Annotated in this window: 22 protein-coding genes, 4 pseudogenes and 1 other annotated feature; of the genes and pseudogenes, 8 read left to right on the top strand and 18 right to left on the bottom strand. The window is 44.8% G+C overall.

Annotated elements, in window-relative coordinates:
• Positions 1-57: 57 nt before the first annotated feature.
• Positions 58-246, top strand: a complete 189-nt coding sequence (locus G6R29_RS00820) for a DUF2798 domain-containing protein (RefSeq protein ID WP_213808460.1) — start codon at positions 58-60, stop codon at positions 244-246.
• A 9-nt stretch (positions 247-255) separates the two neighbouring features.
• Here G6R29_RS00820 and G6R29_RS06630 read toward each other — a convergent pair.
• The 4 genes and pseudogenes from G6R29_RS06630 to G6R29_RS00800 all read right to left on the bottom strand — a co-directional run.
• Positions 256-624 (bottom strand): annotated as a pseudogene (locus G6R29_RS06630) (transposase); the annotation flags it as partial.
• A 183-nt stretch (positions 625-807) separates the two neighbouring features.
• Positions 808-1,473: a thioester domain-containing protein gene (locus tag G6R29_RS00810; RefSeq protein ID WP_213808459.1), complete on the bottom strand. Its 666-nt coding sequence runs from the start codon at positions 1,471-1,473 to the stop codon at positions 808-810.
• Between the two features lie 5 nt (positions 1,474-1,478).
• Positions 1,479-2,396 carry an alpha/beta hydrolase family protein gene (locus G6R29_RS00805; RefSeq protein WP_213808458.1) on the bottom strand — a complete coding sequence of 306 codons (918 nt, stop codon included), beginning with the start codon at positions 2,394-2,396 and terminating at the stop codon, positions 1,479-1,481.
• A gap of 81 nt (positions 2,397-2,477) precedes the next feature.
• Positions 2,478-2,849 carry a hypothetical protein gene (locus tag G6R29_RS00800; RefSeq protein WP_213808457.1) on the bottom strand — a complete coding sequence of 124 codons (372 nt, stop codon included), beginning with the start codon at positions 2,847-2,849 and terminating at the stop codon, positions 2,478-2,480.
• A 409-nt stretch (positions 2,850-3,258) separates the two neighbouring features.
• Here G6R29_RS00800 and G6R29_RS00795 point away from each other — a divergent pair.
• From G6R29_RS00795 to G6R29_RS00785, 3 genes and pseudogenes are all read left to right on the top strand, one after another.
• A pseudogene (locus tag G6R29_RS00795) lies at positions 3,259-4,496 on the top strand (nucleobase:cation symporter-2 family protein).
• A pseudogene (locus tag G6R29_RS00790) lies at positions 4,493-5,060 on the top strand (xanthine phosphoribosyltransferase). Before G6R29_RS00795 ends, G6R29_RS00790 begins: the two co-directional pseudogenes overlap by 4 nt.
• 282 nt (positions 5,061-5,342) lie before the next feature.
• The gene (locus tag G6R29_RS00785) at positions 5,343-6,299 is read left to right on the top strand and encodes a GMP reductase (RefSeq protein WP_213808456.1); all 957 of its coding nucleotides are present in this window, start codon (positions 5,343-5,345) and stop codon (positions 6,297-6,299) included.
• A 90-nt stretch (positions 6,300-6,389) separates the two neighbouring features.
• Here G6R29_RS00785 and purB read toward each other — a convergent pair whose 3' ends face one another.
• A complete protein-coding gene (gene purB, locus G6R29_RS00780; protein WP_213808455.1) occupies positions 6,390-7,685 on the bottom strand; it encodes an adenylosuccinate lyase in 1,296 nt (431 codons plus the stop codon).
• A gap of 208 nt (positions 7,686-7,893) precedes the next feature.
• Here purB and G6R29_RS00775 point away from each other — a divergent pair, with 208 nt between their 5' ends.
• Positions 7,894-9,174, top strand: coding sequence for an adenylosuccinate synthase (locus tag G6R29_RS00775; RefSeq protein WP_213808454.1), 1,281 nt, complete (start codon positions 7,894-7,896; stop codon positions 9,172-9,174).
• A 41-nt stretch (positions 9,175-9,215) separates the two neighbouring features.
• Here the strand turns inward: G6R29_RS00775 and G6R29_RS00770 are convergent, their stop codons facing one another.
• The gene (locus G6R29_RS00770; protein ID WP_213808453.1) at positions 9,216-10,208 is read right to left on the bottom strand and encodes an alcohol dehydrogenase catalytic domain-containing protein; all 993 of its coding nucleotides are present in this window, start codon (positions 10,206-10,208) and stop codon (positions 9,216-9,218) included.
• A 291-nt stretch (positions 10,209-10,499) separates the two neighbouring features.
• On the opposite strand from G6R29_RS00770, the gene G6R29_RS00765 reads away from it, so the two are divergent.
• Entirely contained in the window at positions 10,500-11,126 is a 627-nt protein-coding gene (locus G6R29_RS00765) for a hypothetical protein (RefSeq protein ID WP_213808452.1), read from the top strand.
• A 5-nt stretch (positions 11,127-11,131) separates the two neighbouring features.
• Positions 11,132-11,485, top strand: coding sequence for a hypothetical protein (locus tag G6R29_RS00760; RefSeq protein WP_213808451.1), 354 nt, complete (start codon positions 11,132-11,134; stop codon positions 11,483-11,485).
• Between the two features lie 83 nt (positions 11,486-11,568).
• Here G6R29_RS00760 and G6R29_RS00755 read toward each other — a convergent pair whose 3' ends face one another.
• From G6R29_RS00755 to G6R29_RS00710, 11 genes and pseudogenes are all read right to left on the bottom strand, one after another.
• A complete protein-coding gene (locus tag G6R29_RS00755) occupies positions 11,569-12,888 on the bottom strand; it encodes an McrC family protein (protein ID WP_213808450.1) in 1,320 nt (439 codons plus the stop codon).
• Positions 12,869-13,336: a 5-methylcytosine-specific restriction endonuclease subunit McrB gene (locus G6R29_RS06500; RefSeq protein ID WP_238476842.1), complete on the bottom strand. Its 468-nt coding sequence runs from the start codon at positions 13,334-13,336 to the stop codon at positions 12,869-12,871. The genes G6R29_RS00755 and G6R29_RS06500 overlap by 20 nt, the downstream gene beginning before the upstream one ends.
• Before the next feature lie 48 nt (positions 13,337-13,384).
• A complete protein-coding gene (locus G6R29_RS06495; protein WP_238476841.1) occupies positions 13,385-14,170 on the bottom strand; it encodes a hypothetical protein in 786 nt (261 codons plus the stop codon).
• 90 nt (positions 14,171-14,260) lie between these two features.
• A complete protein-coding gene (locus G6R29_RS06490; RefSeq protein WP_238476840.1) occupies positions 14,261-14,701 on the bottom strand; it encodes a hypothetical protein in 441 nt (146 codons plus the stop codon).
• 122 nt (positions 14,702-14,823) lie between these two features.
• Positions 14,824-15,387 carry an NAD(P)H-dependent oxidoreductase gene (locus tag G6R29_RS00745; RefSeq protein WP_213808449.1) on the bottom strand — a complete coding sequence of 188 codons (564 nt, stop codon included), beginning with the start codon at positions 15,385-15,387 and terminating at the stop codon, positions 14,824-14,826.
• A gap of 158 nt (positions 15,388-15,545) precedes the next feature.
• Positions 15,546-16,388, bottom strand: a pseudogene (locus tag G6R29_RS00740) (SDR family NAD(P)-dependent oxidoreductase); the annotation flags it as partial.
• A gap of 16 nt (positions 16,389-16,404) precedes the next feature.
• The gene (locus G6R29_RS00730; RefSeq protein ID WP_213808446.1) at positions 16,405-16,971 is read right to left on the bottom strand and encodes a TetR/AcrR family transcriptional regulator; all 567 of its coding nucleotides are present in this window, start codon (positions 16,969-16,971) and stop codon (positions 16,405-16,407) included.
• Between the two features lie 110 nt (positions 16,972-17,081).
• Complete coding sequence (locus tag G6R29_RS00725) at positions 17,082-19,028, bottom strand: S9 family peptidase (protein WP_213808445.1); 1,947 nt, start codon at positions 19,026-19,028, stop codon at positions 17,082-17,084.
• A gap of 32 nt (positions 19,029-19,060) precedes the next feature.
• A complete protein-coding gene (locus G6R29_RS00720; protein ID WP_213808444.1) occupies positions 19,061-19,900 on the bottom strand; it encodes a MetQ/NlpA family ABC transporter substrate-binding protein in 840 nt (279 codons plus the stop codon).
• 30 nt (positions 19,901-19,930) lie between these two features.
• Positions 19,931-20,644, bottom strand: coding sequence for an aspartate/glutamate racemase family protein (locus G6R29_RS00715; RefSeq protein WP_213808443.1), 714 nt, complete (start codon positions 20,642-20,644; stop codon positions 19,931-19,933).
• Positions 20,645-20,656: 12 nt separating this feature from the next.
• Positions 20,657-21,880 (bottom strand): NAD/NADP-dependent octopine/nopaline dehydrogenase family protein, encoded by a 1,224-nt coding sequence (locus G6R29_RS00710; RefSeq protein ID WP_213808442.1) that lies wholly within the window; start codon positions 21,878-21,880, stop codon positions 20,657-20,659.
• A 167-nt stretch (positions 21,881-22,047) separates the two neighbouring features.
• Positions 22,048-22,295 (bottom strand) — a binding site (T-box leader).
• A 232-nt stretch (positions 22,296-22,527) separates the two neighbouring features.
• Here G6R29_RS00710 and G6R29_RS00705 point away from each other — a divergent pair.
• Positions 22,528-23,088, top strand: coding sequence for a GNAT family N-acetyltransferase (locus tag G6R29_RS00705; protein WP_213808441.1), 561 nt, complete (start codon positions 22,528-22,530; stop codon positions 23,086-23,088).
• A 47-nt stretch (positions 23,089-23,135) separates the two neighbouring features.
• On the opposite strand, the gene G6R29_RS00700 is transcribed toward G6R29_RS00705, so the two are convergent.
• Positions 23,136-24,167: a zinc-dependent alcohol dehydrogenase family protein gene (locus G6R29_RS00700; protein ID WP_213808440.1), complete on the bottom strand. Its 1,032-nt coding sequence runs from the start codon at positions 24,165-24,167 to the stop codon at positions 23,136-23,138.
• Positions 24,168-24,227: the final 60 nt, after the last annotated feature.

Below are 24,227 nucleotides of genomic sequence, written 5' to 3'. Positions count from 1 at the left end.
CTTACGAAGAAAATTTATTTGTGCTAAATTGGATACTGTTTTTAAAGGAGAAACAGTATGCCACGTATTTTAAAAGAAAAACTTGTTTTTATGCTGGTGATGGCCGGCTTGATGGTGCTGGGGATGTCGACTTATAACGTCTATCTGGCACAGGGAATCGATGATCGTTTCTGGAACGAAATTCTCTTCGGCTACCCTATCGCGCTGGCGGTCGCTATGCTGTTTGCTCGTATGTCAATAAGTTAGACACTTTTTTTACATCACCGAGCTTGATTCGTATGTGTGAATGCGTTCATGATTATATCGGTGAATATACCGCGAAATCCGAGCCACTAGCTCAAATTTACTTTTAAATCGATTTGGATAAATCAATTCTCTCTTTAAAATTAAATGAAAAGCCTCGATTCTCGCATTGTCACAAGGGTGCCCTTTCTTGGAATAGGAGTGGTGAATCTGATTTGTCTCCAGTAAATTTTCGAAGATACTACTCGTGTACTCGCTCCCCATATCACTGTGCAGATAAGTCGGTTTTGGATACTGGCTTAATGGCTCTAACAAAATATCCGAGACAAAACGGCCATCTCGAACTGAACCTAGCTGATGCGCTAATACTTTTCGATTTTCTGGATCATAGACCGTTCATAAGTGACATCTGCCGACCAAACACCAGACTGGTCATCAAGTCGTTTAACCAGGTTCGGGCGTTGTGCGTAAAGAACTTCAGTGACTGGCTTACGATATTTTTTGGTCATCACTGATTGACAGTTTGCCTCTTTTAATAAACCCCATAATCGCCTTACACCGACATCAATTTTTTGTCGGTGTAGGGCGATTTTTATTCGTTGATAGCCATAGACAAGATTCACTGGATAACCAAATTTCTTTGGCCCTTGCTTGAATCCACTGATTCTCTTGTTCTCGTTTACTTGGAACGTGGTGCAGCCAATTATAAAAAGTACTCCGTGAAATACTTAAAGCACGGAGTACGATCGTAATACGATGGCCGGCATCGACATTAGCTTGAATGATTGGCAATGCAGAGGTCAATGTTTTCCAACCAAGAACATTGTGCATTTTTGAAATATCAATATTATTTGAACCAGGATAAAGTCCATCAACACCGTTTTGTCCTGCAAGAACAGACCACATCGCTAGTTGTGTAGCAGTATAGGTTGTTGAATCAGACCCTGCACCAGCGGCCGATTCTACATAGGCAACGTTATTAGCCAGGGCACGTTTATAGTCTGTCGTTTGCGACCAAATAGCCTGTGTTGCTTGGCTTTTCCCTGAAGCACTGGCCAAAGCGCCATCATGAACAATAACAAAGGGGTTGATACAATAAACGGATTCACCGTTTAAACTCAAATTAATTACTGCTTCGCTTCCACCAGATGAGAAATTGACCGTTCCATCTTTACCGTTCATTTTAACAGTACCTGATTGTCCCGTATCTGCTGATACTTGATTAGTCATTCCACTTAACACGTGGTGTAGCCCTCGTTGGCCAACGCCTGGAACTCGTGGAAGAACGTGTCCCCATAAGCATCGTGTGCTCCTCCGTGAATGTAGAGGATCAGCGGTGCTTTTTCCTTTGCCGTGAGCGCCTTCGGCAAGCGCCCTTCCAGTTCGTACTTCTTGTCTCTAGACGGCAGCGTAAAGCGTTCAACTTGGGCATAGTCATGGCTCTTCTCGTAATCCTCGTTTGGGTTGTAAAGAAGCTCATCTTCGCCATTTTGTATCGTAAAGCGACGTAATTCAGATGGCTTTTCAGTCGTTAAAACCATGATAATCAGTTCGTTTTCGTTTGCCTTTGCGAAGTCGTAGACGTCCCGGTGCTGATCATCAATCAACTGAGTACAGCTCTTGCTCCAAATATAGAGCTGGCTGTGCCCATTGTGATAGGAATGGAACAGATACCGGTCGTTAGTTAGCCAGAGACCCCCGACCTTGCTCCGTCCGCTGTTAAAATTCGAATCGACCGTGTGGCCGTAGCCGACTTCTAAGTCTTTGCTTGGCGTAATATTGGTTAGTTCTTGGCTTTCTGTCTCGTATAAGTACAAATTGTAAGCCGTAGCCGAGAAGTCCTCGTAGTCTGAGCCAATCAGCGCAATTTTGTCTTCTTTTGGTGAGAACTTTGCGTCCGTAAACTCACCGTTTGGAACGCTTTTGGTCAGAATTTCTTCTTTACCAGTCGTCAGATCATACAGGCAGACAGCATTTGTGTCGTCAATTCCCGTTTCTGATTTCGGCTCCTTGCCCTTTAGGTACAAAACCTTTTCTTCGTTCTTGTCCACGTCTTGCAGGTCGAAGTCAATGCCCTTTTCCAGCAGGTCTTCACCTCGCCAGTTGCGATGTCTAGCCTCTTCAGCGTGAACGTGGCCTGCTTTGGTAACCACTCCACCCCGTCGGCCGAGTTCTCGACCCTCGTGATGTGGCGGATGCCTAATTCATCTGTCCCCTGCACTGTTCGTGCAGTCTTAAAGTAGATGGCCCCCTGCCCTGCGCTTCGTTGGCGAGGAGGATTTGCTGGACGGAATCAGCCGATGTGACCTGCTCTTTCCTTCCCTGCCCTGTTTGGCCAGGTCTTGCTTCATGATCTGGAAACGTCCGTCAGCGAGCTTTTTCCGGTAAAATAGTTGGCCAGAAATCACTAATGGCGTCTTATTTTGACCTTCATTTGTAAGTCTGCTGATATCATTATCGCTATCAATGCAGTAAATATCTGACAAATAACTATCTGTCTTATCATCTAAGCGAGTGGACGTAAAATAGGTCTTTCCGTCTTTTACGAACGGTTCTCCGAGACTTTTTAAAGCATATAAATCGGTAATTTTTACACCATTTGCCATGAATTAAGCTCCTGTATCCAGTTTAACGCTAATTGATGAAAGGAAATATTTCATTCTTCTGTTACTAATCATGTTAGCACGTTTGAAGAAAGAAGAAGAATGATGCTGAATTTTCTAATCCAACACATCGTACGGTTTTTGTGCTAAAATAAAAACATACTTTGGAGTTATATACGGTTTTTAATGCTAACCGAGTCTCTACCGTCCGGCCAAAAGGACGACTAGCACCAAGGGTTTTAAAGCGCTTTTTGTTTCTGCGCTTTTCTTCTTAATAGAGACTCAGTGTTTGTATTTTTAGACCAATAATGACTAAAGAGTGCACTGAACTATTGAAGGAGATCCCGTGGAAAACCCAAACTCACTTTCGAAAGTCCAAGCGTTTCTACTTGGCTTGCAACATGTTTTGGCAATGTATGCCGGTGCTGTCCTTGTCCCACTCATGATTGGAACAGCGCTTCATTTTTCAGCGACTCAACTGGCCTACTTAATTTCAGTTGATTTTTTTTGTACCGGTATTGCCACGCTTTTACAATTAAAGAAAACACCAATTACAGGAATGGCTTTGCCTGTTGTGCTTGGCTCTTCAATTCAAGCTGTTTTACCGTTAATTAGTATCGGTTCGACACTTGGATTGGGAGCGATGTATGGCTCAACAATTATTACTGGTTTGTTCGTGATTTTAATTTCTGGAAGCTTTGCGCGTTTACGTAAATTTTTTCCGCCTGTCGTAACGGGATCGCTCATTAAGATTATTGGCTTAAGCTTGACACCAATCGCCCTTCAAAACTGGGGAGGTGGCAATTTAAAAGCCGCTAAATTTGGTTCAATGCAAAATATTTTGATTGGTTTTACCACAATTGCCATCATTCTTTTACTGATGAAGTTTATGCATGGTTTCATCAAGGCCATCGCGATTTTACTTGGAATTATTTTGGGGACAATCACTGCCTATTTCTTTGGTGCAGTCTCTATCCAGCCGGTGCTTGGCGCATCCTGGTTCCATCTTCCCCGCCCATTCTTCTTAGGTATGCCCACTTTTTCTTGGTCAGCATCCATCACGATGATAATCATCCTGTTAACGGCCATGGTCGAAGCAACCGGTGTTTACTTCGCACTCTCTGATTTAACGGGACAAAAGCTTGAACAAAAGGACTTGGCCCGCGGCTATCGTGCTGAAGGATTCGCGGTTGTTCTGTCTGGAATCTTTAACACCTTTCCCTATTCAACTTTCTCACAAAACGTTGCCGTTGTTCGCTTGTCAGGTGTAAAAAGCAAGCAACCAATTACGCCGCCTGCTTGTTAATTGTTTTGGGCTTGTTACCTAAATTTGGCGCGTTGGCAACCATTATTCCAAACGCTGTCCTCGGTGGAGCCATGATGGTTATGTTTTCAACGATTGCTATCCAAGGAATTCAAATCCTTGGTAAAATTGAATTGAACAAAGAAGCTAACCTATTAACCGCCGCCCTTTCCATTGGAGCTGGTTTAACGGTTGGTTCGGTTCCGACTTTTCTAAGCCAAGTCCCTGATGCATTAAAGATTGTGCTTTCAAACGGCGTTGTCGTCACCACAATCGTTGCTGTGACACTCAATGTCTTGCTCAACGGCTGGCCAACAAAACCGCAGAAAGCTGAGGAAACACGATGAAGGAACTTGAAAAACGGATTAAAAAAGAAGGGCGCGTGCTTGGTGAAGATATCTTAAAGGTCGATTCCTTTTTGACAATTAATTGCTGCAATGGGCGACGAGTTCGCACGCCTATTCTCAGATCAAACCGTCACGAAGGTGCTAACCGTTGAAGCCTCCGGAATTGCTCCGGCTGTCATGGCTGGCCTAGCGTTAAACGTACCGGTTGTCTTTGCTCGAAAGAGCGAGTCACGCATTCTCAATAGCGATGTGTACACGGCTGATGTTTATTCCTACACGAAGCAGTCGACTAAGGTCATTCGAATCGACAAGCGCTTTTTGACCAAGGAAGACAATGTGTTGCTAATTGACGATTTTCTGGCCAATGGACAGGCGTTGCTTGGGTTAAAAAAGCTAGCGGATGACGCCGGTGCATCCTTTGTTGGTGCAGGAATTGTAAGTGAAAAGGCCTTTCAGCCAGGACGTCAAAATGTTTTAGACGCGGGCTTAACCAATATCAAATCTTTGGCTAGAATCGCTAGCTTTGAAAACGGACAAGTTTTTTTTCAACAGACTAATGTTTAAATGAATAAAACACCAGGATATCCTGGTGTTTTTTCTTGTTCAAAAAGAGCAGTGAAAGAAAAAAACCGAATATAAATTACGTTCAGAAGAGACTTCAACCGATATTTTAGTAAAAAACGGCGTTTTTGATATCAAATGATTGCTTTTATTCGGTTAAACACGTATATTGATAAATGGATATTCGAATAAAAAAACAGGAAAACAAACTTTCTTTCCACCAGATAGCTTTTTAATCGGAAACCTTCTTGTTGTGTACGCTGTTTTCTTATGAATGGAGATAAAATGAAGACATTTGACTACGATGCAATTCGCCTCTTACCAAAGAAAAGTATCTTGAAGAGCCGCCGCGATGCTGACACGACGGTTAAACTCGGAAATCATACGTTTAACCTCCCGGTCATGCCAGCAAATATGGAAACTGTCATTGATCAAAGTTTAGCCGAATGGCTTTCTTCTCGTGACTATTTCTATGTGATGCATCGCTTTAACCCGCAATCGCGTTTTGACTTTGTTCGATCGATGCAGGAGAAAGGACTCATTGCTTCGATTAGTCTTGGAATTACAGATGACGAATACGACCTGATTGATCGCTTTGAATCAGCCGAAATTAGCCCCGAATACATTACAATCGATGTTGCTCACGCTCATTCCGACTATGTTTTTAAAATGGTTGCTTACATCAAGAAAAAACTTCCCAACACATTTTTAATTGTTGGTAACATGGGAACACCCGAAGCCATCGTAGAAGCAGAAGCCACCGGAGCTGATGCCACAAAGGTCGGTATTGGTCCGGGGAAGGCCTGCATCACCAAGGACAAGACTGGCTTTGGAACAAACGGCTGGCAACTCGCTGCCCTCGCCCAATGCGCTCAGGTTGCAACTAAGCCAATCATTGCTGATGGTGGGATTCGTCACCACGGTGACATAGCGAAGTCGATCCGTTTTGGGGCAACGATGGTCATGATTGGCTCTATGTTTGCCGGCCACGACGAGACACCTGGTGATCTCATTCAAGAAAACGGAAAAAAATACAAAGCTTATTACGGTTCCGCTTCCGCCCAGCAAAAAGGAAACGATCACAACGTGGAAGGTCGTAGCCTTTTGGTTGATTATAAGGGCCCTCTTGAAAATACCTTGCGAGCCATGAAGGAAGATTTAGCTTCGGCTATTTCATACGCAGGAGGTTCTACCGTTTCCAGTTTGAAAACAGTGGACTACGTTGTTTTAACAGATTACTAATCAAGAAAAGCATTCGCTTGTCGAGTGCTTTTTTATACGAAAAAAAGACTTTCAGAAATTAAGCTGAAAGTCTTTTTAATTTAGTTTAGTTTAGTTAAGCCCTAGTCGCTTGAACACCTCATCGACACGGCGGAGGTGGTACTGATAATCGAATGCGTCGGACAAAGCATCCTCGCCGAGTGTCGCCTGAATTTCAGGCGACTTTTTTACAAGGGCCTCAAAGGGAATCTCCTCGTCCCAGGCCTTTGCGGTTAAGGGCTGGACCAAATCGTAGGCGGCTTCGCGGCTTAGGCCAGCGTCAATCAGCTTCAGTAGCACCCGCTGGCTGTAAATGAGGCCCCCGGTCTTGTCGAGGTTCTCCTTCATGCGGTCCGGATAGACCTCGAGCTGGCGCAGAATCTTCGTGAAGCGCGTCAGCATGTAGTCCAGCAGGCTCGTTGCGTCCGGTAGTACGATGCGCTCGACGGATGAGTGTGAGATGTCGCGCTCGTGCCAGAGCGTGATGTCCTCGTAGGCGGGCACCAGGTAGCCTCGCAGCACGCGGGCCAGTCCGGAGATGTTTTCGCAGCCGATTGGGTTGCGCTTGTGCGGCATGGCGGATGAACCCTTCTGTTTTTTATCGAAGAACTCCTGCACCTCGCGGATTTCCGTGCGTTGTAGCGAGCGGATTTCGGTCGCGAAGCTTTCGAGCGACGATCCAATTAAGGCAATCGTGGCCAGGTAATCGGCGTGTAAATCGCGTGGAAGCACCTGGCTCGTGATGGGCTGGTTATGCAGTCCGAGTGACTCGCAGACCGACTCTTCGATTTCTGGGGAGATGTTTGCAAAAGTCCCAACCGCACCAGAGATTTGGCCAACCTCGACTGCAGTGGCTACCTCGTCAAAACGCTTGATTTGACGTTCGATTTCATCGTACCAACGGGCCAGCTTGAAGCCCCAGGACGTCGGTTCAGCGTGCACACCGTGCGTACGACCAATCATGACGGTTTCCTTATATTGAACGGCTTGCTTCTTTAAGAGCTCGTGCAGAGCCTCCAAGTCCTCGCGGATAATGGCGTTGGCCTGTTTGAGGCGCACACCGTTGGCCGTGTCGACCACGTCCGTGCTCGTGACACCGTAGTGAATCCACTTCTTCTCGTCGCCCAGTGTCTCCGATACCGCGCGGGTAAAGGCGACCACGTCGTGGTGTGTCTGTGCTTCGATTTCTCCGATGCGATTGAGATCGAAGCCGGCGTTTTCTTGGATGGCCTTCAGGTCGACCGCTGGAATCAGACCCTGCTTAGCCCAGGCTTCATCAATGGCGATTTCAACCGAGAGCCAGGTCTTGTACTGGTTTTCCATTGACCAGATTTGCTGCATGGCGGGATGAGCGTAACGAATTAACATGTGGTACCCCTTATATTCTGTTCTGGAATAATTAAAGTTTAACACAGAAACCGAACGATTGTCCGTTTATTTATCGTAAATTAGTCGCATTATGACCATTCGCCCGTATAAATACGAGTAATAGACGAATAATGTCCTTGTGTTTTGCAAAGTTGTCCGTTATGATTGTGTCGTTGAGTTAAAGACACAGAAAACAGGAGCTATAAAAATGCCAGCAACAGTTATTGTCGGAAGTCAATGGGGAGACGAAGGAAAGGGGAAGATTACGGACTTTCTCAGTCAGAAAGCGGATTACGTGGTGCGTTACTCGGGTGGTGACAACGCGGGACACACGTTGGTTTTCGGCAATCAGAAGCTGCACCTGCAGCTGATTCCATCGGGCATTCTGCTTAAAAACGTTCAAAATATCATCGGGAACGGTGTGGTATTGAACCCGGAGACCCTCTTTAACGAAATTGCCTACCTGAAGGAACACGGCGTGGTCGTCGATAACCTGACGGTTTCGGACCGCGCGCAGGTCATCATGCCCTACCACCGCCTGCTGGATCGCCTCCAGGAAGAAAAGAAGGAACAGCAGCTCGGCACGACGCAAAAGGGTATCGGTCCGGCCTACATGGACAAGGTTCAGCGTATCGGGATCCGCGTCTGCGACTTGATTGAACCGGAGACGTTGAAGAAGCGTTTAAAGACCACTTTGGCTGAAAAAAACGAGCTTCTCACGAAGCTCTACGGGGTGGATCCGATTGACTTTGGACCTCTCTATGAAGCGTACAGGGATTACGGCCAGAAATTGAAGCCAATGGTCGCCGATACTTCATACCTCATCAACCAGGCCTTGGACGCCGGCAAGAAAGTGCTCTTCGAGGGTGCTCAGGGAAGCATGCTGGACATCGACCAGGGAACCTACCCCTTCGTGACGTCCTCGAACCCAATCGCCGGTGGCGCAACGGTTGGTACCGGTGTTGGCCCAAAGCGCATCAACGAAGTCGTCGGTGTAGCGAAGGCTTACACCTCCCGTGTTGGTGAAGGCTCCTTCCCAACCGAATTGAAGAACGAAATCGGCGATACCGTCCGCGAAGTTGCCCACGAATACGGTGTGGTGACGAAGCGCCCCCGCCGAATCGGTTGGTTGGACACGGTGGTTCTCCGTCACGCGATTCGGATTTCGGGGATGACGCAGTTGTCCGTCAATTGCCTCGACGTTTTGACTGGCTTCGAGACGATTAAGATTGCGACGGCCTACCGCTTGGACGGAAACATCATCGATTACTACCCCGCCAGCAACCAAGAAGTCGCCCGCTGCGAACCAATCTACGAAGAGCTTCCCGGCTGGACGGAAGACATCAGCGGTGTGACAAGCATCGACGAATTACCAGACAACGCCCGCCAGTATTTGACTCGTGTTTCCGAGATTGTCGGCATTCCGCTTCACACGTTTGCGGTTGGCCCTGACCGCGAAGCGACGCACGTTTTAACGAAAATTTGGTAAACAAAAAAGCAGCCCTCAATCGGCTGCTTTTTTCATATCACTTAAAGGACAAGCAAGGACTTAATTGCTTCACGCTTATCCATCGCCTCGCAGGCCTTCTGGATATCCTTCAGCTCAAACTGTTTCGTAAAGACCTTGCCTAGATTGATTTCGCCATCCAGAACGGCCTTCAAGAGTGAACCGCGGTCGTAGGTCGTCACGGCAGCGATTCCACCGCGGAGTCCGATGTTGCGCATGAAGAGGTCCTTCGTGTTCATCATTGGGTCCTGTGGAATTCCAACGCGGCCAAAAACGGCACCGGGGCGACCGAGCTTCACGGCCGTGTCCACGGCTTGTTCCGTTCCGACACATTCGAGGACGGCGTCGGCACCGGCGCCCGTCAATTCCATGACGTGGTCGATTCCGGCCTGATCACGTTCTTCGACGATGTCCGTAGCGCCAAAGTCCTTCCCAATAGCTTGTCGGTCAGCGTGTCGTGACATCAAGATGATGCGGGATGCGCCTAGCAACTTGGCTGAGATGACGGCACAGAGTCCAACGGCTCCGTCTACCATCGCAACGACGGTGTCGCCCTCCTTCACTTCGGCGGTGAAGGCGGCGTGGTAACCGGTTGCCATAACGTCTGACAAAGTCATGAAGGACTTGAGCTGGTCGTTCGTGTAGTTTGCTGGTTGGCCAGGGAGCTCAACCAATGACCAGTCGGCGTTCTTGTAGCCGATGTATTCGGCCTGGGAGCCCGTTGACCCTGACTTATCAGGATTCAGGCAGTCGCCGTCGAATCCGGTACGGCAGGCCTGGCATTCCCCACAGCCGTGGGTGAACGGTGCGATGACGAAGTCGCCGGGCTTAACGTTGGTTACTTCAGAACCCACTTCTTCGACGATTCCGATGGCCTCGTGTCCCACTTGAGCGCTCGACTTGCGGTCCGAGAGTCCGCGGAAGAACCTGAGGTCGGAACCACAAACAGAGGCGCGGACGGTCTTGATGACGGCGTCCTTTGGTTCCTGGATGGTTGGCTTGTGATGTTTTTTCATCTAATTTTTTCTAAAAAAGTGCAAAAAAATAAGCCAACAGAGTTGGCTTACTTTTACATGTCAAAAGGATATGAGACCGACTAGCATGACTAGGCTTTAAGCACCTCTGTTAACTTTTATTTTACAAGTTGCAGAACAGGAGAGAATAATGAATCAGGAAGGTTTAGAGAGATATATGAACAGATTAGAAAAAAAAGCCCCACAAGAATTATGGTAAATTTGTATGGAACATCTTATTAATAATACTGCACCTTTTATTTACCAATTAATCTCAAAACTACTAAAAATATAATGTATTCAGAAAAGTTAACTCCAAATCGGGCCTTTTCTCTTATTATGGGAATTGACGCTTTGTTGTCATTTTTTATTTTTTGTGGATTTGGTTTTATTCAAACTCAAGATAATTTACTTTACTTATACTTGCCTATTTTTATGTCCTTAGGCGCTATGAGCTTCATAACTATTTTTTTTAATGAAGCTGAAGCCATCAATATCAAGAAAATCACTCGACGTTTATTTACGTTTGTTGCTCTGGGAGTTTATTCAGGATTGTGGTATTTCTTTATGAGAGTGATTAATTATCTTCCTATGAAAAATTCGAATACTTTAAAGTTACTTTATAGTATTTTGTTTTTCACTGTAGGATCATATATTGTTATTATTCTTGTAAAGCTGTTTCATATTGAAAAAAATTACTCTTCAATATTTGGTATCTTTTTGTTGAGTTTAGAAATTTTTTGCTTAATTAATACGGCAAATAATTTGGACAAAATCATTATTATAGACCGTGATGTTCTATCAAGGAATATGATGGTAAATGGTTCTCCCTATGGTTCTGTCAGTCATAGTATCGAAAAAGACAATATCAGTTATTCAGTTCATTATGGCTTGTTAATGAGAAAAAAGAAGCTGATCTGAACACTTTGGTCAAAAGAGCTATCCCGACAAACAATACAGTTGGCAGTCTTTTAATTTATAATGAAGCTGAATTTCAGAAGGTTGATTTTACTAAGAAATCATTTCTTTCATATAAATATGAAAAGATAAGTAAATATGATGCTTGGAAAGAAATCAAAGATGTGAACCTAACGGATGCTGCAAGTTATCCATCTTGGATTGCTGATTCACGTTCTAAAATCATTCAAAACCTGTCACTTCGACAATTCACTTATAACTTTATGCTTATTCTAAATAACACGTTATTCTTGGGATTCATTATCACAAAGAGCTCTGATTTATTTAAAAATGAATCTAAAAGTAAAAGTGAAAAATCGTAAAAATTAATTTAGTTTCGAATTTAAAAAGGGACAATATTCGTTTTATTTACGAGTGTTGTCCCTTTTTACTTTAATATTTCATTTCAAAATTTTAGACACAAACATCTTTTACTCTCCTCCATCTTCACCACAAAGTCCTCATACGATTCCGCATCCTGCGGAATTTTTAAACCACACTTCGTTACCTCAACGTCGCCACGTTCAGCGACGTTCTTTTCGTAAGTTGAGCTTTGATTTAGTTTCATCTGTAGATCAACTGTTCCGTTTTTATCGGGGTAAATATAATAACCTTTTTTGGCGTCAAACCGGAACATGTAGGCTAACACTTGTAGATAGTCTTTGTTCCCAATATTGCCAATTGGCTTATATTTGGTATCCGCGATGATGCAATTCTCATCATCCTTACTGATAAAGTCTGGATAGATCAAACCAATCTGACTGCTGTCAGTTGAGAAGAGGCGTTGTGCCCCCTTGCCTCCCTTATTCATGGGATGATAGAACTTGTCTTCAATTAGCGTGTTAATATATTCTTCCCAGAGCCAAGCACCATCAAAGAAAATGCCGTGGACCCGTCGGTTGCCAGAACCGAATTGGTGTTTCTCGTGCTCTAAGATCATAATGCAGAGCTTTTGTAAGTCTCTGTATTCATGGTAGTACGCATGAGTAATCAGCTTCTTTTTGTTTAGCTGGAGTATTTTGGCTTTCTCCCTTGGAGAATAGCCGTTGGTCACATCGTGAACTGAGTGCACCTCGTTTCTGACTTTACCAAGCAAAACATGCCCATTCGGACGGTGCTTAATAAACTCGATAGTATGACGTATTAATTCCATCAAATTATTGTCGTAGGAAAGCTCTCGCTTAGTGTGCGCAATGTTCCCGATGAACGGCGTATTTTCTTTGATATGACGCGCGATATCAACCGTTCCCGTGGGGTTCGCATCATTATATTTCCTGTTGATATAAGTCTTCAAAATTCCCTTACGCATGGCCTTTTTCAAGTAGTAAGGAAGCATGAAGAGCAGCAGATTGAACAAACGATTATCCTGATTAGCCGTTGTGTTCAGATCCAGGACGTTTGGCACGTGCATGACCTTTTCCAACATATACTGTAAGAAATAGTCCTGCTGATTCTTGGTAAATCGCGACTCAATGGTTAGACGCTCATTTTTGTAGCCTAGAAAACCCATGACATTGCCCAATTCGTAGCAATTATTACTGCTTTTCAAAATCATCTGATCCTTGGTGAGGTCTTCTGCATTCTTTACCGAATCAGGGAAAACAAAGATGCCATACTTCTCGAGCTGGTCTAAAGTCTTATCAGCGATACGCTCCACAATGCCTTTGACTGGATGAAAGGCATTTTTTATATGCGTTGAATTATCTTTAAGCCTCAACGTTTCCATCAACATCACCTACTTCTGATGGGTATCCGTAAGCTTCCGCAAACGTTTCCAAAAGCGCATCTTCGTCGTACAAACCGCGGACATAATCTTGGAGCAAAGGAAGTAAATGATCTTCCCATAGCTCGTCAAAAGTCAAAGACGTTAGCTTCAAAAAGTAAGCAGCTCCGACATGGTAGTTTTCGTTCAGGTCATCGACCTTTGAAATAGCATCGTTTAACGCTGTCATGCGTTGGATAGCTTCCTGTTTCGTTTCATTATCGAGCGTGTTCAACATTTCCAAGTGATCTTCAGCCTTCACTTCAATAAAGCGGAAACGGCGGCGCATAGCAAAGTCAAAACTTTCAGCTGAACGGTCGATATCATTCATCGTTCCGATAATGTAGACGTTCTCAGGGACATAAAACTTATCTTCTGGATTGTCATGTAAGTTTGCATACTGGGTGGCCACTGCGCCAGCTTGTCCACGTTAGCCTGGGTCAATAGCGAAGAAGAGTTCTCAGAGAACCTTTGAAATTTCAGCTCGATTAATTTCATTGATGATGAAAACGAATGGCTTCACTTTTTCTGGCTCAACGTCAGGTTTTCCTGTGTCGATTCCCTTAGACTTCAAGTCCTTGAAGATAGCTAAGTCGTAGGAATAAGCCTGGCTACCGTTTGGCTTTCCGAAAAACTCAGTCAGATCTTTAAACCGGTTAAAATCTTTAACTGATTCAAGCATTGAGAGAATCTCATTCTTGTTGATTTTTAGCGTTTTAGTAGCGACATTCTCAGGAATTAAAATGTTGATATGACTTTCATCAACGTTTGTGATGTAGAACTTAGTTCCACTAAAGATGGAGTATTCATCCACGCCTAATTCAATGTTGGAAAGATACTCGTTTAGCGTATTTGAAGCAGCAGTTTGCTCTTCAATGCTTTCTTGGCTCTTATTGGCGTTGTCCAAGTTCTTTTGTGCCCTTTTAACAAATTTTGTGAAGATACCATCTTCGAGCTGGAAACTTAATGATTCGTCATCGTTTACTCGTGGCCGGAGCCCCTCAACAAAATCAGAGTAATCATAGCTCGGGTGGAATTGGACAAACTCTACCTGCTTCTTTTGCTCATCTGTCAGTGAAGCATAGTTGTTAACGTGTCCTCCACTAATAATGTCGGCAGCGATTTCCTTTGCCAAGTATGATTTCCCAGTTCCGGGTGCCCCACGAAAAATCACGTTTTTTGATTCCTGGAGTGTTTTTGAAAAGGCGTTTAAATAATAGATTCGATCTTTGTCTGAATTTGTCATTTCGTTTTCAATATATTCTTCGTCGGATTCTACGCGCTTGTAAGTCAGGATAAATTTGTCGCCTTCTTGACCAAAACGCTTGAGACATTCTTACACAAAAATTAGTGTTGAGAAGATGTTCCAACAGTACAGAACCATCAGGCTCCCGTCAGAACAGGTATAGGTTACAGATCTAAAATCATTTTCATATTCTTTGAGCGTTTCTTTGCTTGGATAAATGCCACGAATGACCTCTGATGATAATGAGTCTCGACAAATTGGAAACGCCTTCTTTTCCCTTGGCGACAAAGCCTTTAACTGCTTTTGAAAGATTTGGCAAGTAAGCCGAGGAATCTTCTGGTTCGAAACCTGGTGTTCGCCCTTTTCTCGTTGGCGTTCAATCGTTTCACCAGTATTCTTTTGGAAAACAATGTCAATTGGCTTATAAGCATCGCCAAGGCGGAGATTATTCAGTGTAAATTCTGAATCGGTAGATGTAATGTCATCAGCCGTAATCACCATTTCAAACTTGTCTTGTTTTTGATCTGTCATGTCCTTCTCACTCCGGATTTAATCAACTTAATTCTAATTTGATTAGCTAGTATCAGTATACCAAAAAGGACGCCCCCTGTTTTCACACGGAGGTCGTCCTTTTCTTTTTGAATATAAAACTGTTATACCTGTTCTTCACATTTTTTCATAAATGCTTCGCGCCTAGCTAGCGTATCTTTTTGGTTGTTCATGTCACCCATCACTAGTACTTTTTTAACTTTAATTCCTACAAAACCTAGAACTAAGTGCTTCATTCGATAAATGCTTGTTCCAAAGCATGATTTAGTAAACCATGCTGGTCCATGACTTGTAATGAACAACTTAGCAGTTTTACCTTTGAGCAATTTTTTAATTTTCGTTGGTGACTCGTATTTAAAAGCGAACCCTGGCATGAAGGTCCGATCAAAGAATCCCTTTAAGATTGCGGGCTCACCAGCCCACCATACCGGATAGAAAACAGCCAATTCGTCGGCTTCCTGAATCATTTTCTGGTAACGGTTAGGCAATGTTTCATCTGCCATGTGTTGGCGGTAACCGTACGCCAAAACGGGATCGAAATCTTCGCTAGCTAGGTCAATAAGACTTACTTCGTGACCTGCTGATTTCGCAGCTTCGACATAGTTCATCGCATTCGCGTGCGTGAAGGATTTGGAATCTGGGTGACCTTGAATTACTAGTATTTTCATCATTATCCTCTGAAAGTATTTACTTTTTCTTTGCTATCAATTTTAACACATAATATTAAAGTGAATGATTAATTGATAAAAGGACATCTCACCGTTTCTATACAGCAAGGCGTCCTTTTCTTTTACATTCAATTCTTTAGCGACCTACTCTTCTCTTATTCAAAGCGTTGCAGAATGCTTTCGCAGTATTCGTACAAAAGCTTTGCTAATGCTTGACGCTTGGCGCTAAACTTTGGCTTGATTTGATTCTTCTTGTTATCAAAGAAGACACCGCTGACATTGGCTACACCTGCATCTGAGGCTAAGTAAGTGTTCGTGATCGCACCGTTTGCTGGTGCGGGCATGACTTTGACAGCAAACTTATAAATCAAGTTGTTGAAGAAACCAAGGTTACTATCTTGGCCAAACTTTGTGGCAACGGCACCAGGGTGAGAAACGTTGATTGTCACGTTCTTGATTCCCTTTTCCTTCAACATATCTGCCATAGTCTGCGTGTTTAAGATTACGTAGAGCTTGCTTGTTCCGTAACGGCTCTGACCAGATTTGTTATTAAAGGAATTGAAATCATTCGCATCCGGCTTAGCGATTCGGTATGTGGCTGAAGACATGTTGATTACACGTGCTTCGTCGCTCTTTTGAAGCGCAGGAAGTAACTTTTTCGTCAAGAAGAAGGGTGCCATCACGTTGAGCGCAAACGTTGCTTCAAGGCCATCCTTCGTTTTCACGATTGAATCGCTGAGAACGGCTCCTGCGTTGTTAATGAGCGTGTCCAAGTGATCGTATTTCTGGTTGAATTTGACACAAGACCATCGAGCGCGCTGAGGTCCATTAAATCAGCGATTAAGTAATCAACGTTCTGATTTCCAGTTGCTTCCTTAATTTCTGAAACAACAGCCTTTGCTTTTTCGGCGTTGCGTCCGTGAACAATCACTTCTTGCCCCATCTTGGCGAGGTTTTGGGCTGTAATCTTACCAATACCGTCGGTTGCACCGGTGATCAATACTCGTTTTGCCATGTTTATTCTCCTTTGTAGATGGCTGAAATAACCATCGTTGCTAATTCATCGGAAATTTCTTCACTCTGGTTGGGGTTTTGTTCAAAAACTTGTGCTGGAAATCCTAACAAAGTTTCAACACTAGTTCGATTGGGATAAGAAAAATCATCAGAAGCATCTAAGCGTTCCAGTAAAAGCGACACAACATCATCTCGTTTACTTACAAAATGCTGGGCATGCTCGTCCAACAGCGCTGGATTACTCATGACCTGCCGGATAAAATTTGTCTCTTTTGGAAACTGCTTTGTCCGCTTGATACTATATTTGATCATCTGTCGAATCTGTTCAGTTAATGGCATCTCTTCATCGATAACGTCGTTAAGGCCATCGTGTAAATCAGCTTTAACTTCTTCGTAAATACGACTAATCAAATCTTCTTTGTTCTCGTAACGCAAGTAGAGTGTCGCTGGACTGACGTTGGCTTCTTTCGCAATCTTCGCAGTAGTCAGACTCACAACGCCAATTTCGTTCGTTGCTTCAATGACAGATTGCTTAATGCGTTCATCTTTTTCTTTGTCGTATTTTCGCATAAATTAATTATAACTGAATGTTTAGTTATTTATCAAGCGCTCTATTTTAAGTATTAAAAAAAGACCTGTAAAAATAATTACAGGTCCTTTATATTAAGTATGATTAACGGCTAATATTTCTCAAACCACTCCACGATGTCTTTCAATCGCTGGATACGGAGTGATGGCTTACCGTTACGTGATAAGCCGTGGTATGAATCAGGATATAAGATGTAATCACATGGCGTCCCCGTCTGCTTAATTGCACGGAACAGCGCATGACTACCACTCGTTGGACAGCGACGGTCCAAGGCACCGTGCTGAATTCGCGTTGGCGTCTTGATCTTGTCGGCATGGGCCAACGGTGACTTTTCCCAGTAGTAAGCCGGAGCACCCTCGTCCTTGTACAAATCACAACCGAGCTCAGAAGTCACAAAACGAGTGCCAATGTCTGAGTTCAAGTACAAGTCCGACCAGTTAATCGCTGGGCGTTGCACAATGGCCGCCTTAAAGCGGTCGGTATGTGAAATGGCCCAAGTAGACAAGAAGCCACCGTATGATCCACCAGCGATGTACAGCTGTTTCTGATCGATGATATCGCCGTATTGGTCCAGAACGTAATCCACACCCGCCATCACGTCATCGTAATCAACTTCACCGTAATGACCCATGACCGCTGTGGCAAAGTCGTTGCCGTACGTCAACGAGCCGCGTGGATTCGTGTATAGCACGTTGAAACCGGCGTTAGCCAATGCCTGGAATTCATGAAAGAACGTATCACCATAGGTGGCGTGCGGACCTCCATGAATGTACAAAATCAGTGGTGCTTGTTTCTTATCCGTCTTCGCCTTAGTCAACCAACCATCAATGGCAACGAGCTGGTCCTTTGAGGCGTACGAGAACTTCTCGACTTCAGCGTAGCGATGGTTTTCCTCATATTCCTCATTGGCGTTATAAAGCAGCTCTTCCTGGTCCGAAGCCAAGTTCAAGTGCTTCAATTCCGACGCCTTTTCTGGCGTTGATGTCGCAATCAAAATGCTTTTATCGTCAATGATGCTAAAGTCATAGACGTCCCGTTTCTTGTTATCAATAAGATGGCAACTCTTACCATCCCAGATATACAGTTGGCTGTGACCACGCTTGTATGCTTGGAACAAATAACGTCCATCAGCTAACCAACGTCCGCCCAAGAATGAACGATTTCGGTTCAAATCACTATCCACGTTGTGTCCGTAACCGATATCTAAGTCTTCACTTGGGCTCACATTCGTCAGCTTCTTGCTTTCTACATCGTAGACAAACAACTGGTTAGCGGTTGCTGAATAGTCCTTATAAGTTGAACCAATAATGGCGATTTGTTTGTTATCTGGTGAGAACAAAGCATCGGTGAAGAGGCCTTCAGGAATGGCTTCCGTAATCAATTCTTCTTGCTTTGTCTCAAAGTCATAGCGGTAAACACCACGCGCATCGACCAATTCCGTATCGGATTGAGGCTCAGGTGCCTTAATGTACAAGACAGAAGCGCCCTTTTCGTCAACAGCCTTTAAGCTGAAATCAACGTTCTTGTTTAAGAGCGTTTCCGTTTGTCCAGACGTGAGATTCAATCGGTTCAAGGAGTAAGTGTTGCTTTCAGGCAACCACCCCACCCCATCGGCACTGTTTTGGACACGAGTCACATGACGAATACCCAGATCATCTAAGTCATTTCCCTCTCGAACTGTCTTATAAAAGATGGTGTTTTGTCCTTTATTTAAAACAATCTGTTGAACGGAATCACCATGCGTAATGATTTCATGCGTATTGTCAGTCAAATGATGCTGGACGATTTGAAAGACACCGTCCTTGCCTTGATGACGGTAAAACAGGCTGTCATGTGATGCGATTAAGTCCGTATTTAGTCCGTTTTTAGTAAGTGCACTGACATTCCCTTTGCTATCAAGACAGTAAATATCAGATTGATAGTCGTCTTTTTCCTTATCTAAACGATTGGCCAAGAAATAGACATTGTTACCGACCGATACGGGCTGGGTCAGACTCTTTAATGAATATAAATCGTTGATTTGTACGCCATTAACCATGCGACACCTCCTGTCTACTAGTTTAACGCAAATTATTTCTTGAATGCAGGGTCATCCCAAACGGCTACTTCACCAGTACCAGACTTGTTATCGATGTAGTCTGCCACGTTCTTTTGTTGGTAAGCCTTGATGAACTTCTTGATGGCATCGCTCTTAGCCTTCTTCTTCGTCGTGGCAATAATGTTCACACCGTCGTGTTGGCTCTTGTCCAACGGACGAACCCAGATGGCATCCTTGATGCTGCGACCGGCTCCAACGATGAAGCTGGAATCTGGGGATGCCAAATCAACTTCGGGCAAGACACGAACGAGTTGATCCGTTCCCAATTCCTTGAATTGCAGGTTCTTAGGGTTTTCCGTGATGTCCTTCAAGGTTGGGTCCTTCACGTTTGAGTCGACCTTAATCAAGCCTGCAGCTTGCAATGTAAGCAAAGTACGTCCCTGCGTGATTTTTGTGTTTGAGATGGCCACAACTCCGCCGTTCGGGATTTCATCCAAGCTCTTGTGCTTATTCGAGTACAAACGTCCGGCAACGGCAATCGTATCCGCAACGGGCACGATATCAGACTTGTGCGTCTTGTTCCAGTCGTTCAAGAAGATGTAGTGCTGGAAAGCGTTGGCATCGATATCACCCGACGTCAAAGCCGCGTTTGGTTGCGTGTAGTCCGTGAAAGTCTTGATCTTCAAATCCAAGCCTTCCTTCTTAGCGTTCTTCTTGATGATGTCCCACTGTTCGTCGGTCCGCTTGTCACCTGACATGATGCCGACGGTCAATGTTTCATTTCCTGACGCCTTTTCGTGGTGACCGAAACTGAAATAACCGACCCCGATTAGTACGATTGCTGCTGTGATAATTTTAGCAATTTTGCTCATTTTATTATTCTCTTTTCCTATACTTTTTGTTTAATAATGTCGTTGGTCCACTGCCTGGTGGACGAAGTTGATGAGGGTGTTGAAGTCAAAGACGGACAAGCCCGTTTTCTCCTGCACCGCTTTGGCATACGGTGGCAGATCACTGCATTCCAATAACACAGCACCGATGCTTGGATCAGCTTCCACGGTCTTCTTTGCCAAATCGGCTAAAGCGACCTCCAAAGCATGATTATCCAACGTCTTTACACCGTAACGAATGGGTGAAAACTCATCTAACTGTGTAACGTCGACTAAAACGTAGCGGTCGACGTTGTGATTTCCAGTGGCGCTCAAGGCCTTCTTGATGTTCTCACCGTTTGCTGCAAACACTGCAATCTTTTGGTCAGATGCCAGTGAGCTTTCAATCAACGGCACCTGCAACAAGCTTGACGTGAAGACTGGTATGTTAACGTTATTCTTCAAAACGTCCTGGAAGTGTGCGAAGAAACCGCAAGCACCGATGATGGCCCGAACACCTGCTTCTTCCAATTTCTTTGCTGCAGAAACGATAGTTTCGTTTAATGACGCATCACCCTTAAAGAGTAGTTCCAAGTCAATGTCGACGATTTCGTATAACACTGGGAAATCAAAGGTATTGGCGTTGGCCACGTTTCCGACCGTCTTTTCGTAGTCCAAGTTTGGGGCCAAAATACCGATGGTGTAGCCAGCAAACGAATGGCAGTTATTCTGATAGTTATTCGTCATTTAAGACTCCTTTCAGTTGGCTTTGTAGGTACCCACTTTCAAATAATACAACAATTCTTGCTGGTTCAAGTGACCGATGCCGAGGTCGTCAAGCGTCACCCCTTCGTCGTAGAAGTTCCGTTGGAGCATCGCAGAACCGAGCGTAATGATACTGTCGATGACCGGCGTTTGAATACCAAACTTCTTACCAAGTTCATGGTAGATGTGGCAACCAACCGGAATGTCTTCGGTCACGTAGCGGTTTTGGATGTCGAACGGACCAGTTCCAAAGGCCATTTCAAATTGCTCGTCGAATGAAGAGAAGGAACCGTCACCCATGTATTCGGGACCCAGGATGTTCGAACGAGAGAAGAACGTTTCCTTAGGATAGTGTTGCATGTCGACCCCAATTTTCTTGGCCAATTGCTCCTCTTCTTGGTAGAAGGAATACTGAACTTCTGAGACAGATTCGGTGTAAACGTGTGAATAGATGGAGAAGTCTGACTTGTCGTTTCCACCAAAGACGCGTCCGTAGTTTTTTATTACGGCTGCACCGAGAATTGAACCCGGACAGTGCAAGGTTGGGTTCACGTTTGAGAAGCCAATGTCCAAGACCGTGTCACCGCTGTCAGCCCCATCACCGAATGTTACGGAATCAAAGCACCCCAATCGCTTTGAGCTTTCCAAGAATTCCTCTTGATCAGCTGATGGCAACGCTGCACCACGCAAGGAGATGGCACGGTAGCGGAAGAACACCCGCTTGGAATCAATTCCGGCTTGCTTCACGATTCGTGTTCCGTATGGTGTACTTGACCAGCCCCCGATAATCACCTTCACTTCGCTTTTAATCTGACGAAGCTCCTTACGAAGCTTCAATGACCCGAAGTTGTCTGGCAGAATGTGGACGATTTGTCCGTCCTTTAAGGCCGGTGCAAGTTTCTTGAAGAAAGCATCGTGTCCGATTGATGGGACGGCAACGATAACAAGTTGTGCGCCATCCAAAGCCTTTTCTAAATCGTCTGTGACGAGGTCAAAGTGTGCGACTCCTGATCGACGGAAGTTGTACTTGTTCCATTCGAACCCTTCAACCTCAATTCCTGACTTGTCCAAGTCCTTCAATGATTCTTTGGCAAATTCTGGTAAATCGTAAAGACGAACCGTGTTTCCTGCTAGCTTACAGTCGGCTGCTAATGAACGTCCCACTGCTCCAGCTCCTAAGACAGCCACTACTTCCTGTGATAAATCTCTTGTTGTCATGTTGTACTCCTCTACACATTTTGTATGTCTTTTATCGTTACTCTCTTAACCTAGATGTTTATTATTTGACGGCTGGTTCAAAGCAGTACCCTAGGCCGTCTCTTTTATTCCTTCTCCCCTTACCTTTCTTAAATTTGGGCAATAAAAAAAGTCCCGTAGTCAAAAGACTACGGGACGACTAAAATCGTGTTACCACCCTGAATTCTAGAAAGCATCACTACTTCCTACTCGATAGGTACGGCTAAAAAAGCGATACCCTGACGCGATAACGGGCGCACCCGGTGTTGGCTAACAAGTTGCTCACCTTCACTAAGAACTCAAGGACCATTTTCAAAAGCTTAAGTACGTCAACTTTCACTAACCGTTGACTCCCTGTGGAACCGCTGCTTTTTACTCTTCCTGTCGCTGTTCGATACACAAAGAATAGCAGTATAAAATCACCTTGTCAACACAAAATGATAAAAATATTAAAAATAAACATTAACAGTGAAGATAAAAACATTGATAAATAGCCTTTTAAAACAGAATGTGAATTTATCTCTCATTTTTCAAAACAAAAAATGAAAACTATGCTATCCTTTTGTTTAATCAATAGAGCGAAATAAAACCGGTTCGCTTCAACAACACTTTTCTATTAGGAGGCCAACATGCAAATTCGAACAGCCAGTCCAGAAGACGCCGACAAACTATTAGAAATCTACCGTCCACATATTGAAAACAGCACGACGAGTTTCGAATACGAAGTGCCATCTGTACAAGATTTTCAGCAGCGCATTCAGGCAATCTTACCCAACTATCCCTATCTCGTTTCCATCGAAAACGATCACATTCTCGGTTACGCCTATGCACATCCATACGGCGAACGAAAGGCTTACCAATGGTCATCTGAAGTATCAGTGTACATAGGAAAAGACGCTCAAGGGAAAGGCGTTGGCCGGCGATTGTACGAAACAATCGAGGATATTTTAAAGCAGCAAAACGTGGTGAACGTTACAGCTTGTGTGACCTCAGAAAACGAAAATAGTATCGCTTTCCACCAGCACATGGGCTATGAAATCACTGCGAAGTTCGATGATATTGGCTTTAAAAACGGAAAATGGATTGGCACTTACTGGCTGAAGAAGGTGATTGGTCGACAAGCTGCCACCCAAGCAGAGAAACCGCAGCAAGAGCCTGCCCCGTTCATTCCCTTCTCAAAACTAATCTAAAAAAGCAACCTCCTAAAGGGGCTGCTTTTTCTTATTTAATCAACGCTTTAAAACACTAACAATGACTTAATTGCTTCACGCTTGTCCATTGCCTCGTAGGCCTTTTGAATGTCCTTCAATTCAAACTGCTTGGTAAAGACCTTACCAGGATTGATTTCACCATCCAAAACGGCCTTGAGCAAAGATCCGCGGTCGTACGTTGTAACGGCTGCGATTCCACCACGCAAACCGATGTTCTTGAAGAACAACTCATTCGTGTTCATCATTGGATCCTGAGGGATTCCAACGCGCCCAACAATGGCACCTGGACGACCGAGCTTAACGGCAGTGGCAACGGCTTGTTCTGTTCCAACACATTCAAGCACGGCGTCCGCACAAGCACCCGTCAGTTCCATAACGTGGTCGATTCCTGCTTGGTCACGTTCTTCAACGATGTCGGTTGCACCGAATTCCTTTCCGATGGCTTGACGGTCAGCGTGTCGTGACATCAAGATGATTCGCTTGGCGCCAAGCAACTTGGCTGACAAAACGGCACAGAGGCCGACAGCACCGTCACCCATGACAACGACCGTGTCACCCTTCTTCACCTCAGCGGTAAAGGCGGCGTGGTAACCAGTCGCCATTACATCTGACAAAGTCATGAATGATTTGAGCTGGTCGTCCGTATAATCATCGGGTTGGCCAGGCAATTTCACGAGTGACCAGTCGGCGTTCTTGTAGCCGATGTATTCGGCCTGGTAACCCGTTGAGCCTGACTTCTCTGGGTCCAAGCAGTCGCCGTCGAAGCCAGCGAGGCAGGCCTGGCATTCCCCACAACCGTGCGTGAACGGTGCGATGACGAAGTCCCCGGGTTTCACGTTCGTTACGCCAGAGCCGACTTCTTCGACGATTCCGATGGCTTCGTGCCCGACCTGAGCGCCTGACTTGCGGTCAGACAAGCCACGGAAGAACCAGAGGTCTGAACCACAGACCGAGGCACGAACCGTCTTGATGACGGCATCCTTTGGTCCCTGAATCGTTGGTTTGTCGATTTCTTGCATCTCGACTTGGCCAGGCTTAACAAATACTGCTGCTTTCATGAAAATCCTCCTTATGTGGTTTCATTCGAACGTTTACGTTGCGTCCATTATCCCACCTCT

The sequence above is a fragment of the Fructobacillus broussonetiae genome (assembly GCF_018437275.1).
GTDB classification, from domain to species: domain Bacteria; phylum Bacillota; class Bacilli; order Lactobacillales; family Lactobacillaceae; genus Fructobacillus; species Fructobacillus broussonetiae.
The sequence above is the reverse complement of the archived record's forward strand: the minus strand, read 5'-3'. Positions and strand labels throughout refer to the sequence as shown.

Coding starts and splice junctions, on each gene's coding strand:
- G6R29_RS00820 (WP_213808460.1), top strand. CDS start 58: ATGCCACGTATTTTAAAAGAAAAACTTGTTTTTATGCTGGTGATGGCC.
- G6R29_RS00810 (WP_213808459.1), bottom strand. CDS start 1,473: ATGACTAATCAAGTATCAGCAGATACGGGACAATCAGGTACTGTTAAA.
- G6R29_RS00800 (WP_213808457.1), bottom strand. CDS start 2,849: ATGGCAAATGGTGTAAAAATTACCGATTTATATGCTTTAAAAAGTCTC.
- G6R29_RS00785 (WP_213808456.1), top strand. CDS start 5,343: ATGAAGACATTTGACTACGATGCAATTCGCCTCTTACCAAAGAAAAGT.
- purB (WP_213808455.1), bottom strand. CDS start 7,685: ATGTTAATTCGTTACGCTCATCCCGCCATGCAGCAAATCTGGTCAATG.
- G6R29_RS00775 (WP_213808454.1), top strand. CDS start 7,894: ATGCCAGCAACAGTTATTGTCGGAAGTCAATGGGGAGACGAAGGAAAG.
- G6R29_RS00770 (WP_213808453.1), bottom strand. CDS start 10,208: ATGAAAAAACATCACAAGCCAACCATCCAGGAACCAAAGGACGCCGTC.
- G6R29_RS00765 (WP_213808452.1), top strand. CDS start 10,500: ATGTATTCAGAAAAGTTAACTCCAAATCGGGCCTTTTCTCTTATTATG.
- G6R29_RS00755 (WP_213808450.1), bottom strand. CDS start 12,888: ATGGAAACGTTGAGGCTTAAAGATAATTCAACGCATATAAAAAATGCC.
- G6R29_RS06495 (WP_238476841.1), bottom strand. CDS start 14,170: ATGACAAATTCAGACAAAGATCGAATCTATTATTTAAACGCCTTTTCA.
- G6R29_RS06490 (WP_238476840.1), bottom strand. CDS start 14,701: ATGACAGATCAAAAACAAGACAAGTTTGAAATGGTGATTACGGCTGAT.
- G6R29_RS00745 (WP_213808449.1), bottom strand. CDS start 15,387: ATGAAAATACTAGTAATTCAAGGTCACCCAGATTCCAAATCCTTCACG.
- G6R29_RS00730 (WP_213808446.1), bottom strand. CDS start 16,971: ATGCGAAAATACGACAAAGAAAAAGATGAACGCATTAAGCAATCTGTC.
- G6R29_RS00725 (WP_213808445.1), bottom strand. CDS start 19,028: ATGGTTAATGGCGTACAAATCAACGATTTATATTCATTAAAGAGTCTG.
- G6R29_RS00720 (WP_213808444.1), bottom strand. CDS start 19,900: ATGAGCAAAATTGCTAAAATTATCACAGCAGCAATCGTACTAATCGGG.
- G6R29_RS00715 (WP_213808443.1), bottom strand. CDS start 20,644: ATGACGAATAACTATCAGAATAACTGCCATTCGTTTGCTGGCTACACC.
- G6R29_RS00710 (WP_213808442.1), bottom strand. CDS start 21,880: ATGACAACAAGAGATTTATCACAGGAAGTAGTGGCTGTCTTAGGAGCT.
- G6R29_RS00705 (WP_213808441.1), top strand. CDS start 22,528: ATGCAAATTCGAACAGCCAGTCCAGAAGACGCCGACAAACTATTAGAA.
- G6R29_RS00700 (WP_213808440.1), bottom strand. CDS start 24,167: ATGAAAGCAGCAGTATTTGTTAAGCCTGGCCAAGTCGAGATGCAAGAA.